The organism is Solwaraspora sp. WMMD791, from assembly GCF_029581195.1.
Lineage (GTDB): Bacteria > Actinomycetota > Actinomycetes > Mycobacteriales > Micromonosporaceae > Micromonospora_E.
This window is the reverse complement of record NZ_CP120737.1, coordinates 2,595,800-2,608,171: the sequence shown is the minus strand read 5'-3', so window position 1 is coordinate 2,608,171 and position 12,372 is coordinate 2,595,800. Positions and strand designations below refer to the sequence as shown.

Below are 12,372 nucleotides of genomic sequence, written 5' to 3'. Positions count from 1 at the left end.
GGCATGTTCCGCCGGTCGGCGCGGCTGCCGGCCGCACTGCGCCCGGCGCTGGCCCGCGACGAGCGGATCGTCGCCTGGGCGGCCACCGCCGACGACGAGGCGCTGGTGGTCACCAACCTGGGAATGTGGCTGCCGGGTCGGGACCGTCGGCTCGGTTGGCACCAGGTGCACAAGGCTGCCTGGTCGGGGCAGACCCTGGCCGTCACCCCGGCCGAGGTCACCGGCGAGCGGGACGGGTACGAGATCGTCGCCGACGAGCCGACCGTCACCGTCGAGCTGCCCGACCCCGGGGAGGTGCCGAACCAGGTCCGGGCCCGGGTGACCCGCTCGGTCGGCTACACCGCGCACCAGCGGCTCGACGGCGGCGGGCTGCGGGTGGTGGCCCGGCGGGTGCCTGGTGTCGACGGGTTGACCTGGACCGTCCGGTACGACCCCGGCACCGACCCCGACGCCCTGACCGCCGAGACCGCCGACCTGGTCGCCGCGGCCCGGGCCAGTGTCGAGGTGGAGCCGTAGTCGACCGTCGCGGTGGGCGGCGCGGCACCGGCTGCCGGCCGGTCAGCTGGCGGTGAAGACGTGGTCGCTGGCCATCCGGGTGGCCCCGATCAGCCCGGCCTGGTCGCCCAGCTCGGACAACACGATCGGCATGTCGCCGGTGGCCAGCGGCAGTGAACTGCGGTAGACCACGCTGCGGATCTCGGCCAGCAGCGCGTGCCCCATGCCGGCCAACCCGCCGCCGATGACCACCATGCCGGGGTTGAAGAAGCTCACCAGCCGGGCCAGCACCTGGCCGACCCGTCGGCCACCGTCGCGGACCATCCCGATCGCGACCGGGTCGCCGGCGGCGGCGGCCTGGGTGACGTCCAGGGCGGTCAGGGTGCCGATCCGGGCCAGCTGCTCGGCGAGCTGATCGGAGCGGCCGGCCCGGGCGGCGGCGACCGCGTCGCGGGTGAGCGCCGCCCCACCGAAGTACGCCTCCAGGCAACCGACGTTGCCGCACAGGCACTGGGGGCCGTTCTCGTCGACCGCGGTGTGGCCGATGTCCCCGGCGCAGCCGTTGGCGCCCCGGTACACGTCTCCGGCGACGACGATGCCGGCGCCGATTCCCACTCCGATCTTGACGAACAGAAAGTCGTCGAAGGATCGCGCGATGCCGGAGTGCTTCTCCCCGAGCGCCATGATGTTCACGTCGTTGTCGACCAGAACCGGGCAGCCGAGTTCGGTGCTGAACATCTCCCGTACCGGGAACCGGTGCCAGCCGGGCATGAACGGGGGCGACACGGGCACCCCTTCGTGGAAGCTGACCGGGCCAGGGATGCCGATTCCGGCACCGGTGAACCGGGTGGTGCCGGAATCGGCGGCCAGCTTGGTGACCAGCTCCAACGCCTGCGCGATCACCGCGGTCGGCCCCTGCCGCAGCTCGGTCCGCTGGGTCCGCCGCGCGACCACCTGCAGCTCGCCGTCGGTGAGCGCCACGTCGAGGCTGCTGACCCCGATGTCGACACTGAGGAACCGGGTGGCGGCGGCGATCCGGATGATCGACGAGGGCCGACCGCCGCGCGAGGCGGCCGGGCCGGCGGTCTCCACCAATCCCCGCTCGATCAGCCGGTCGAGCTCGGTGGCCACCTTGGACCGGGACAGGCCGACGGCGTCGCCCAGCTCGGCGCGCGACCGTGGACCGTCCCGGAGCAGGCGCAGGATCTGCGCCTGGTGGGTGTTCTCCGGCCACACTCCCAACACGTTGGTCATCGTCCTTTACCTGGAGCCGGCGCACGGCGTCGTCCGACGTGGAGGGCCGGTGGTCACGCGGGCGAAGCGAACCGGCGTGGGCAGGGACCGTGTGGGACATCCGCTCACACGCTGACAGGAGTAACGTGTCAGGATCGCAAACTTAGTGCATCAGTGCTCAAACTTCAAGACTTTCTTGGCGTACTTTGTCCTCGATCCGACAAAAGATCGACGGTCGGTGAAACTCGCTGGCGTCGATGTCGGGGTGGCGCGGTAGCGTCTCGGTGTGACGCAACGGGGTAGCGGACCACTCATCCACGCGCGCGGACTGGTCAAGCGTTTCGGCGGGTTCACCGCCGTCGCCGGCATCGACGTCGACGTCGCACCAGGCGAGGCCTTCGGGTTCCTCGGACCCAACGGTGCGGGCAAGAGCTCCACCATGCGGATGGTGGGCTGCGTCTCGCCGCCCACCGAAGGCACGTTGCGGATCCTCGGCCTGGACCCGGGCCGCGACGGTCCGGCGATCCGGGCCCGGCTCGGCGTCTGTCCACAGCTGGACAACCTCGACCAGGAGCTGACCGTCCGGGAGAACCTGGTCACCTACGCCCGGTACTTCCGCATCCCGCGCGCCGTCGCTCGTCGGCGCGCCGACGACCTGCTCGACTTCGTCCAACTGCGGGAACGGGCCGACAGCAAGGTCGAACCTCTCTCCGGCGGCATGAAGCGCCGGCTCACCATCGCCAGAGCCCTGGTCAACGAGCCGGACATCGTCCTGCTCGACGAGCCCACGACCGGGCTCGACCCGCAGGCCCGGCACCTGGTCTGGGAGCGACTGTTCCGCCTCAAGCAACGCGGCGTGACGCTGGTGCTGACCACCCACTACATGGACGAGGCCGAGCAACTCTGCGACCGGCTCGTGGTGATGGACGGCGGCCGCATCGTCGCCGAAGGTTCCCCGCGCGACCTGATCACCCGCTACTCCACCCGCGAGGTGGTCGAGCTGAGGTTCCCCACCGCCGACCAGGCCGACTTCGCCGGCAAGCTGGACGGCGTCGCCGAGCGGGTCGAGGTGCTGCCGGACCGGATCCTGCTGTACGCCGGCGACGGCGACGCCGCGCTGAGCCAGGTGCACGCCCGGGGCCTCAGCCCGACCAGCGCCCTGATCCGCCGCAGCAGCCTGGAGGACGTGTTCCTGCATCTGACCGGCCGGACCCTGGTCGACTAGACTCCACGTTCGCATGATCACGCAGACCGAGCGACTCGCGCTCCGCCGGTTCACCGCCGAGGATCTGCCGCTCCTCGTCGAGCTGGACAGCGACCCGGCGGTGATGCGCTACCTCACCGGAGGCAAACCCACCCCGGCGGAGACCGTCCGCCGTGAGGTCCTGCCGGCGATCCTCCGCGACTATTTGCGCTTTCCCGACTTCGGTAAGTGGGCCGCCACCGAGCGGGCCAGCGGCGCCTTCGTCGGCTGGTTCGCGTTGAAACCGGTCGGCACCGGCACCGCCGCGGTCGGCACCCGGTCGCTGCCGCTGCCGGTCGTCGAGGTCGAGCTCGGCTACCGGCTGCGTCGGGCGTACTGGGGTCGCGGATACGGCTCGGAAGGGGCCCGGGAACTGCTCCGGCTGGCCTTCGCGCAACCCACCGTCGAGCGGGTGTTCGCACAGACGATGGCGGTCAACATCGCGTCCCGGCGGGTGATGGAGGCCGTCGGGATGCGCCTGGCCCGGTGCCTGCACCTGCAGTGGGACGATCCGATCGACGGCACCGAGCACGGCGAGGTCGAGTACGAGATGCGCCGCGCCGACTGGCCCGCCGCCCTACGCGCCACCCGGCCGTTGGACCCGCCCCGGCAGGCATGACGCCACTGGTGCCGGGGCCACGCCTCCAGCGAGGCTGAGGACATGAGCACCAACGGCGTACCGGACGACTCCACCGGCGCGACGCCGACCGACGACGACCTGCTGGCCTGTGTCGGCGCCGCCGTCGCGGCCCCGTCGCTGCACAACAGCCAGCCGTGGCGATTCCGGCTCATCGACCACGCTGGTGGTGTCGACCTGTTCGCCGACCGTCACCGACAACTCGAGGTGATCGACCCCAGCGGTCGGGAACTGCTGATCAGCGTCGGGGCCGCGCTGTTCAACCTGCGGATCGCCCTGCGGCACCGTGGCTGGCTGCCGCACACCGACCTGTTCCCCGATCCGCAACAGCCGGACCTGGTCGCCCGGGTGACCCCCGGCACCGCCGGTGTCCCGACCGCCGGGGTCGTGGCGCTGGCCGAGGCGGTCGGCCGGCGGCACACCAACCGGTGGCCGTTCACCTCGGCGGCTGTGCCGAAGGACGTCCTCGAGTCGTTGTGCCAGGCGGCCGGGCACGAGGGCGCCGAGCTCGCGGTCGCCTCCGCCGTCGCCCGCAACGCCATCGTCAGCCTGGCCCGGTCGGCGCAGCAGCGCCACCGCGAGGACGGGGCCTACCTGGCCGAACTCGCCCAGTGGACCGCGCCGCGTCGGGGCCGCCGGGAAGGCGTACCGCGTGCCGCGATCGGCCCCTGGGACGCGTTGGAGACGCTGCCGATGCGTGATTTCGGGCTGGTCACGCCGCGTTGGAACCGGCCCGCCGAACGGTTCGAGCCGTTCCCCACCATCCTGGTGCTCAGCACCGACGGCGACACCCCCCGGCACTGGGTCGCCGCCGGCCAGGCGTTGCAGCGGGTCCTGCTGCTGGCCACCGTCCACCATCTGGCGACCACCCCGATCAGCCAACCGCTGGAGATCCCCGCCATCCGCGAGCTGCTGGCCGACCGCCGACGCGGCAAGGTGGCGCAGCTGATCGTACGGGTGGGTTACGGTCCGCCGGCTGCGGCGACTCCCCGCCGGCCGGTGGCGCAGATGCTGGTCCGCGACTGACCGCCGGGTCCGTGGCTGGCCGGCGCGCGGGCGCAAAATCGGGTGAACCACCGGCGGGGCGCGCAGTACAGTCAGACGGCTTTGTCGTACGCGGCTGATAGAACCGTGACGGATCGCCGGCCGGGGGGAGTGCGGGATGTCGTCGAGCGGTGCCGACCACGGCGACGTCGTGCCGACGGCCCTCTCGCGGGCGCCCCGTGGCCTCGGCCCGGCGATGACCGTGCTGGAGTTCCACCTGACCGGCTACCGCCGGACCTGGCGGTCGTCGGTCTTCTCGTCGTTCCTGCTGCCGCTGCTGACGGTGCTCAGTTTCGGCGTCGGCGTCGGGGCCTACGTCGACGGCGGCGTCAACGGGTTCAGCTACCTCGACTGGATGGTGCCGGGGCTGATCGCCTCCACCGCGCTGCAGGTGGCGATCGGCGAGTCGTCCTGGCCGGTGCTCGGCGGCTTCACCTGGCACAAGATCTACTTCTCGCAGATCGCCGCGCCGCTGCGGATCGGCGACATGGTCGGCGGCCTGCTCGCCTTCGTGCTGCTGCGGGCACTGGCCAGCAGCGTGGCGTTCCTGATCGTCGCCGGGGCCTTCGGCGCGCTGCACTCGGGCTGGGCGATCGCGACGCTGCCGGTCGCGCTGCTGCTGGCCGCCGGGGTGTCCCTGCCGGTGGTCGCCTTCGCGGCGAGCATCACCAGCGACAGCTACCTGGCGATCCTGTTCCGGTTCGCCGTCATCCCGATGACCCTGTTCGCCGGGGTGTTCTTCCCGGTGGAGTCGCTGCCGGCGGTGGTGCGCCCACTGGCGTACCTGTCGCCGTTGTGGCACGGCGTGGACCTGTGCCGTGCGGCGTCGTTGGGTGTCGCGCCCGCCTGGTCGGTGTCGGGTCACCTGGCGTACCTCGCGCTCTGGGTGGCGGTCGGCTGGTGGCTGGCCACCAGCCGGTTCCGTAAGCGTCTGATCCATTAGCGGGAGGCAACGGTGGTGACCCTCGTCCTGCCGCGGTTGCTCGGCGTCGGCGACTCCGCCCGTCGGGCCGCGTCGGTGATGGAGCGCAACGCGGCGGCGCTGAAGTCGGCGTACTGGGTGGTGATGGTCTCCGGGCTGCTGGAGCCGGTGTTGTACCTGTTCTCCATCGGCGTCGGGGTCGGCCGGCTGATCGGCGACATCACCGTGCCGGGCAGCGGTCTCGTGGTGGAGTACGCCGCGTTCGTCGCGCCGGCGATGCTCGCCGCCTCGGCGATGTCCGGCGCGCTGTCGGAGACCACCTTCAACTTCTACGGCAAGATGAAGTACGTCAAGCTCTACGACGGCATCCTGGCCACGCCGGTGCGCCCGACCGAGCTGGCGTTCGGCGAGCTGGGCTGGGCGATGGCCCGGGGCAGCATCTATTCGGCGGCCTTCCTGGTGGTGATGACCACGATGGGTCTGACGACGGTGCCCCGGGCGCTGCTGGCCTTCCCCGCCGCGATCCTGGTCGGGTTCGCCTTCGGTGGCCTGGGCATGGCGTTGTCCACGTACATGCGGTCCTGGCAGGACTTCGACCTGATGGGGTCGGCCCAGTTCGCGGTCTTTCTCTTCTCGGGGACGTTCGTGCCGGCCGAGTCGTATCCGGCGGTGCTGCGCTGGCTGATCGAGCTGACCCCGCTGTACCGGTCGGTCGACCTGATCCGGGCGATCACCGTCGACACCGTCGGCTGGGTGCAACTGCTCGATGTCGGCTACCTCGTCGTGGTGACCGTTATCGGACTGACCATCGCCGGCCGCCGGGTCGGCCGGTTGCTCTGCGCATAGGAGCCGTCGGACAGGGTCGCACCCTTATGCTGACAGCTGTCGATCAACTGCCCTGAGGTGCGCATACTTCTGGCTGGTCGAGGACAAAGACATCGCCAGTTCATCGGAAAGTTTGGTTCGTCGGGGTCTTTCTTTCCGCTGGCCTCTGGGGTTACTGTCTGCCCCAGACGTAACACCAGCGACACAGCGCCGTAAACGCCAGGTCGCGACCAGGGGTCCATCGGACCCAGGCTGCTTCGCCAGGGGCGTGGCGGAGGCAGCTGTGGTGGGGGTCGGCGTCGCGTCAGCGGCATCGACCCCCACCACCAACCCCCAACCATCCCGCCCCGGGGTCGAACGTTTCGGCGGCGTACGGCTCCGTACACCCCGACCCTCCTTACTCGTCATCAGGTGGCTCAGTGAGCCGCCCCAGAAAGGTGGACAAGAATGGACGAGGTGCTACGCCGTAACGGTGAACTCACCGCCCCCAACCCCGCACTCACCCGTCGCAAGATCCTGGCCGCCTCGGCCGGCGCGGCGGCGGTGCTCGGCGCGGCGGGCCTGCCCGTACTGCAGACCAACCGGCCGGCCCGGGCCGCCGGTGGCTGGTCCGTCGACCCGCTGATCCCGGAGCAGAACCGCGGCATCATCCTGTACGCGGTGCGCGACCGGATCGGCGCCGCACCGGACGACAGCGGTGTGCCGTACGGCTTCGAGCGGGTCCTGGCCCGACTGGCCGAGATGGGCTACAAGGAGATCGAGTTCGCCGGCTACAACCAGCACACCTCGATCCTCGGCCGGCAGATCACGCCGACCGAGATCCGCAAGATCCTGGACGACAACGGCCTGGTCGCCAACGGCTGCCACGTCCAGATCCGGCCGGACACGTTCCAGCAGCAGTTGGACATCGCCGAAGAGCTCGGCATGAAGAACATCGGCACCGGCAGCGACCCGACCAACAGCCCGTACCAGGCAGACTGGGACGCGGCCGCCGAGGTGTGGAACGAGCTTGGCCGGCAGGCCAAGGAACGCAAGATGCGGCTCTACACGCACAACCACGACTCCGCGTACAACTTCCTGCTCGACTCCGGGCCGCTGGACGACCAGGGCCGGCCGACCCGCTCCTCGGGTACCCGCAAGCTCGAGTACTTCATGGCCAAGACCGAGGCCCAGTACGTCTACTTCGAGATGGACATCTACTGGGGCTACGTCGCCCGGCACAAGCACCACACCTTCACCAACTCGGCCGGGCAGCAGCGCACCCGGGTCTTCGACCCGCTGCTGACCGTCGCCCGCCGCCCCCGGCGGTTCCCGCTGTTCCACGCCAAGGACGGCAACAAGAACGTCGACCTGGCCAACGGGTACGAGATGACGCCGCTGGGCGACGGCGACATCAACTTCCAGCAGTTCTTCCAGACCATCGGGCACTACGACTTCCACCACGCCAACTGGGAGCAGGACACCGCTCCCGGCGGTTCCGCGAACCCGGGCCAGTCGCTGGCCTTCGCGGAGCGTAGCTACCAGCACATGGCGGAACTGACCGTCTACAGCCAGACCGCAGAGTGATCCGGCGGGTGCCGGGGCCGCTCGCCCCGGTGCCCGCCAGTCGGTCCGTACGGCATCACGGCGCCGTACGGCCGCGATCCGGCCGCCGCCGTTTCCGACGGCGGCGGCCGGCCCCCGCTTCCGCTCGGCCCCCGCTTCCGCGTCTGTGGTGGTGGGACGCGGGCGGATTCGCCCCCTGTCCCGTCCCGGACGCCACACCGTGCCCGGTGCCGGTCTGCCCGCAGACGACGGCACCAACGGTGCTGCCACCCGCTGTCCGGGCTCTTTTCGTGCCCGGTTCTGGGTGGGTTGTCCCAGCTCAGGCCACTTTTTCGTGCCGCTGCCACGAACTTCTGTCACGATCAGAAAAAGTTCTGCATCGGTAGATCAAAGCTCTGGACACGAGGGTGAGAAGACTCTTAGTGTTTCGAGCACGACACGCCGAGGTCGCATCGGCGTTAACCCACTGTCGGAGGTGGACCCCTTGCGTACGGCGGATCCCCTGCACCTCCAGCTGTTGCGCCTGTTGCGGGACAACGGCCCGGTCTCCCGTGCCGAACTCGCCGACCAGCTGCAGATTCCCCGCCCGCGTCTGCTGTCCGAGCTGGAGCGGCTGGTCGCCACCGGCTTCGTCACCGAGGCCGGGATGGCTGCCTCGCGGGGCGGCCGCCGCTCGACCCTGGTGGAACTCAACCCGAACCTGCGCTTCGCCGCCGTCGACCTGGGCGCCAGCTCGGTCGACGTGGAGATCACCAACGGACGGCTGGAACCGGTCGCGGCGTACACCGAGGCGGCCGACATTCGCCAGGGCCCGAAGGTGATCCTGCACCGGATCAACGAGCTGCTGGCCAAGGCCCGTGTCGAAGGCGTCCACGATCGACTCGACGCGATCGGCATCGGGGTGCCCGGGCCGGTCAGCTACCGCGACGGCGTCCCGGTGTCCCCACCGATCATGCCGGGTTGGGACCGCTTCCCGGTCCGCGAGCTGCTCACCCGGGAGCACGGCTGCCCGGCGGTGGTCGACAACGACGTCAACATCATGGCGATCGGGGAGCGGCACGGCGGTGTCGCCCACTCGGTCGACGACTTCCTCTTCGTCAAGCTGGGCACCGGCGTCGGGTGCGGCATCTACCTCTCCGGCGAGGTCTACCGGGGCATCGACGGCTGCGCCGGCGACATCGGCCACATCCAGGTCGACCCGCAGGGGCCGATGTGCACCTGCGGCAACGTCGGCTGTCTGGAGGCGCTGTTCAGTGGCGCCGCGCTGGGCAAGGAGGCGGCGGTCGCCGCCCGCGCCGGCACCTCGCCGGCGCTGGCCGAACGGCTCACCCAGCGGTCCGAACTCACCGCCCGCGACGTAGCGGAGTGCGCAATGGAGGGCGACGTGACCTGCATCCGTCTGATCCGCGACGGGGGACGGCGCCTCGGCGGCGTCCTCGCCGGCCTGGTCAGTTTCGCCAACCCGTCGATGATCGTGATCGGCGGCGGGCTGGCCCACCTCGGGCACATCCTGCTCGCCGAGATCCGCAGCGTCGTCTACCGGCGGTCGCTGCCGCTGGCCACCGGCAACCTGCCGGTGGTCCTGTCCGAGCTGGGTGCGCGCGCCGGGGTCACCGGTGCCGCCGTACTCGCCAGCAACGTCGCCTTCGAGCAGGCGTCGTGAGCGCCGTCGAGCCCGTCGACGGGCAGCCGACCGACGCCGCACCGGACACCTCGGACGCCACCGTCGCCACCCCGGCGGTCCAGGCCGGCGGCGAGGTGGTCCTGCGGCTGACCGACGTCGTGAAGACCTTCCCGGGCGTACGGGCCCTCGACGGGGTCCAACTGGAGGTCCGGGCCGGCGAGGTGCACTGCCTGCTCGGCCAGAACGGTGCCGGCAAGTCCACTCTGATCAAGGTCCTGGCGGGGGTGCACCGCCCCGATTCCGGTCGGGTCGAGTGGCAGGGCCAGCCGGTCCGCTTCGCCAACCCGCAGGCGGCGATGCGGGCCGGGATCGCCACCATCTACCAGGAACTCGACCTGGTCGACGACCTGTCGGTGGCGGAGAACGTCTTCCTCGGCCACGAGCCGCGGACCGCCGGGTTCGTCCGCCGTGGTCAGATGGTCCGGCGTACCCGGGAGATCCTCGACCGGCTCGGGCACGGCGAGATTCCGCCCCGGCGGATGGTCCGGTCGCTGCCGGCCGCCGGCAAACAGGTGGTCAGCATGGCACGGGCGCTGTCGCACGAGGCCAAGTTGATCATCATGGACGAGCCGAGCGCGGTACTGGCCCACGACGAGGTCGACAACCTGTTCCGGATCATCCGGGAACTCACCGCCCAGGGGATCGCGGTCATCTACATCTCGCACCGGCTGGAGGAGATCCGCGAGATCGGCGATCGGGTCACCGTCCTCAAGGACGGCCGGACCACCGCGCAGAACCTCCCGGCGCAGAGCACCCCGACCCGTGAGCTGGTCAGCCGGATGACCGGCCGGTCCATCGAGTACGTCTTCCCGCAGCGCGAGCCCAACTCACACGGTGAGCAGCTGCTGGAGGTCACCGGCCTGAGCCGGGCGGGGGAGTTCCAGGACGTGTCGCTGACCGTCCGGCGCGGTGAGATCGTCGGTATCGCGGGGCTGGTCGGTTCCGGTCGGTCCGAGCTGCTCGAAACGATCTTCGGAGCGCGTACCGCACAGGCCGGGACCGTCCGGATGGCCGGCCGGGCGGTCCGGCCCGGCAGCGTCGGCGCGGCCGTACGGGCCGGCATGGGCATGGCACCGGAGGAGCGCAAGAGTCAGGCGCTGCTGCTCGGTGAACCGATCTTCCGCAACATGACCCTGGCGACGTTCGCGCAGCTGTCCCGGGTCGGTTTCACCGACTCCGGGCGGGAGGTCGCCGAGGCCGAGCGGATCGCCGCGTCGCTGGAACTGCGGCCCCCGGGGGTGCACCGGCCGGTGCGGCAACTCTCCGGCGGCAACCAGCAGAAAGTGGTGGTCGGCCGGTGGCTGCTCGGCGACACCCGGCTGCTGCTGCTCGACGAGCCGACCCGGGGCGTCGACGTCGGTGCCCGCGCCGAGCTGTACCAGGTCATCCACGACCTGGCCGCGCGTGGTGTCGGGGTACTGCTGGTCTCCAGTGAGGTACCGGAGGTGCTCGGGCTGGCCGATCGGGTGCTGGTGATGCGGGAAGGTCGCGTCATCCGCGAGGCACCGGCCGGCGAGATCGATGAAGAGACCGTGCTCGACCTCGTCATGGCGGGGTCGTTGATGGAAGGCGCCGCGGCGTGACCGGGCGACCCGACCAGTTGGCCAGCGGCCAGCCGGTGAGCGAAGGAGTAGGACTGTGACCGCGGACGAGGCCACGGCAACCGTACCCGGTAAGGAGAAGCCGGCAGCGTCGCCGGCGCACGGCACGGACGCGCCACCCCGGCAGAGCTGGTGGCGCTCGGACGCCAGCGAGTACGCCCGACGCAACCTTTGGCTGGTCGGAGTCCTCGTCGTGCTGGTCGTCATCGGTGCCGTCACACGACCCGATCTTTACAGCGACCCGACCTGGGTCCGCAACAACGTCTTCACCATCCTGCAGCAGGCCTCCGCGATCGGCGTGGTCACCGTCGGCATGACGTTCGTGATCATCTCCGGCGGTATCGATCTGTCGGTCGGGGCGATCATGGCGTTGGCCGGCGTGTGGGCCACCACCGTCGCCACCCAGAGCTACGGGCCCGGCGGGATGATATTCACCGCCGTGACCGTCGGACTCTGCGTCGGCCTGGTCAACGGGATCCTGATCTCGTACGGCCGGCTGGTGGCCTTCATCGCCACCCTGGCCATGATGGTCGCCGCCCGAGGTCTGGCCGCACTCATCTCCGGCAAGCAGACGCAGGTCTCCACCTCGACGGTGATCAACGGCATGGCCACCGAGCGGATTCTCGGCATCCCACTGCTGGTGATCATCCTCGCGGCAGTGGTCGCCGCCGGCTGGGTGCTACTCAACCGCACCACCTTCGGTCGCCGGACGGTCGCCGTCGGCGGCAACCCCGAGGCGGCGCGGCTCGCCGGGATCAACGTCCGCCTGCACACGCTGATGATCTACGGGCTGTCCGGGCTGTGCTGCGGCATCGGGGCGATCATGCTGACCGCTCAGGCCAACTCGGCCCAGGCCGCGATGGCCAACCTGTACGAGCTCGACGCGATCGCCGCGGCGATCATCGGCGGCACGCTGCTCAGCGGTGGCCGCGGCACCATCATCGGCGCCCTGTTCGGGGTGCTGGTCTTCTCCACCATCACCAACCTGTTCGCCATCAACGGCCTCTCCACCGAATCCCAGAACATGATCAAGGGCGGGATCATCGTGGCGGCCGTGCTCATCCAGCAGTTCCGGTTCAACTCGCTCAGTCAGTTGTTGACCCGAAAAGTGGCCTGACCCTGCCCGGGTAACGCCACCTTCCG

Annotated in this window: 11 protein-coding genes; 10 read left to right on the top strand and 1 reads right to left on the bottom strand. The window is 70.4% G+C overall.

What is annotated here, in order from left to right:
- Positions 1-3: 3 nt before the first annotated feature.
- On the top strand, positions 4-516 hold the full coding sequence (locus O7623_RS11450) for a hypothetical protein (RefSeq protein WP_282228598.1): 513 nt from the start codon (positions 4-6) through the stop codon (positions 514-516).
- 42 nt (positions 517-558) lie between these two features.
- Here O7623_RS11450 and O7623_RS11445 read toward each other — a convergent pair whose 3' ends face one another.
- Positions 559-1,749, bottom strand: coding sequence for an ROK family transcriptional regulator (locus tag O7623_RS11445; protein WP_282228597.1), 1,191 nt, complete (start codon positions 1,747-1,749; stop codon positions 559-561).
- A gap of 265 nt (positions 1,750-2,014) precedes the next feature.
- On the opposite strand from O7623_RS11445, the gene O7623_RS11440 reads away from it, so the two are divergent.
- The 9 genes from O7623_RS11440 to O7623_RS11400 all read left to right on the top strand — a co-directional run bounded on the left by O7623_RS11440 (position 2,015) and on the right by O7623_RS11400 (position 12,346).
- A complete protein-coding gene (locus O7623_RS11440) occupies positions 2,015-2,953 on the top strand; it encodes an ABC transporter ATP-binding protein (protein WP_282228596.1) in 939 nt (312 codons plus the stop codon).
- A 13-nt stretch (positions 2,954-2,966) separates the two neighbouring features.
- Entirely contained in the window at positions 2,967-3,590 is a 624-nt protein-coding gene (locus tag O7623_RS11435; RefSeq protein WP_282228595.1) for a GNAT family N-acetyltransferase, read from the top strand.
- A gap of 42 nt (positions 3,591-3,632) precedes the next feature.
- On the top strand, positions 3,633-4,634 hold the full coding sequence (locus O7623_RS11430) for a nitroreductase family protein (RefSeq protein WP_282228594.1): 1,002 nt from the start codon (positions 3,633-3,635) through the stop codon (positions 4,632-4,634).
- A gap of 214 nt (positions 4,635-4,848) precedes the next feature.
- Positions 4,849-5,595, top strand: coding sequence for an ABC transporter permease (locus O7623_RS11425; protein WP_282229380.1), 747 nt, complete (start codon positions 4,849-4,851; stop codon positions 5,593-5,595).
- 12 nt (positions 5,596-5,607) lie between these two features.
- Positions 5,608-6,420: an ABC transporter permease gene (locus O7623_RS11420; RefSeq protein ID WP_282228593.1), complete on the top strand. Its 813-nt coding sequence runs from the start codon at positions 5,608-5,610 to the stop codon at positions 6,418-6,420.
- A 426-nt stretch (positions 6,421-6,846) separates the two neighbouring features.
- The gene (locus O7623_RS11415) at positions 6,847-7,965 is read left to right on the top strand and encodes a sugar phosphate isomerase/epimerase (protein WP_282228592.1); all 1,119 of its coding nucleotides are present in this window, start codon (positions 6,847-6,849) and stop codon (positions 7,963-7,965) included.
- Positions 7,966-8,428: 463 nt separating this feature from the next.
- Positions 8,429-9,607 carry an ROK family transcriptional regulator gene (locus O7623_RS11410; protein ID WP_282228591.1) on the top strand — a complete coding sequence of 393 codons (1,179 nt, stop codon included), beginning with the start codon at positions 8,429-8,431 and terminating at the stop codon, positions 9,605-9,607.
- Between the two features lie 95 nt (positions 9,608-9,702).
- Complete coding sequence (locus O7623_RS11405) at positions 9,703-11,211, top strand: sugar ABC transporter ATP-binding protein (protein ID WP_282229379.1); 1,509 nt, start codon at positions 9,703-9,705, stop codon at positions 11,209-11,211.
- A 55-nt stretch (positions 11,212-11,266) separates the two neighbouring features.
- Positions 11,267-12,346, top strand: coding sequence for an ABC transporter permease (locus O7623_RS11400; protein WP_282228590.1), 1,080 nt, complete (start codon positions 11,267-11,269; stop codon positions 12,344-12,346).
- Positions 12,347-12,372: the final 26 nt, after the last annotated feature.

Excerpts from the sequence above, each read along its gene's own strand:
- O7623_RS11450 (WP_282228598.1), top strand. The coding sequence starts at position 4 with ATGTTCCGCCGGTCGGCGCGGCTGCCGGCCGCACTGCGCCCGGCGCTG.
- O7623_RS11415 (WP_282228592.1), top strand. The coding sequence starts at position 6,847 with ATGGACGAGGTGCTACGCCGTAACGGTGAACTCACCGCCCCCAACCCC.
- O7623_RS11435 (WP_282228595.1), top strand. The coding sequence starts at position 2,967 with ATGATCACGCAGACCGAGCGACTCGCGCTCCGCCGGTTCACCGCCGAG.
- O7623_RS11445 (WP_282228597.1), bottom strand. The coding sequence starts at position 1,749 with ATGACCAACGTGTTGGGAGTGTGGCCGGAGAACACCCACCAGGCGCAG.
- O7623_RS11425 (WP_282229380.1), top strand. The coding sequence starts at position 4,849 with ATGACCGTGCTGGAGTTCCACCTGACCGGCTACCGCCGGACCTGGCGG.
- O7623_RS11430 (WP_282228594.1), top strand. The coding sequence starts at position 3,633 with ATGAGCACCAACGGCGTACCGGACGACTCCACCGGCGCGACGCCGACC.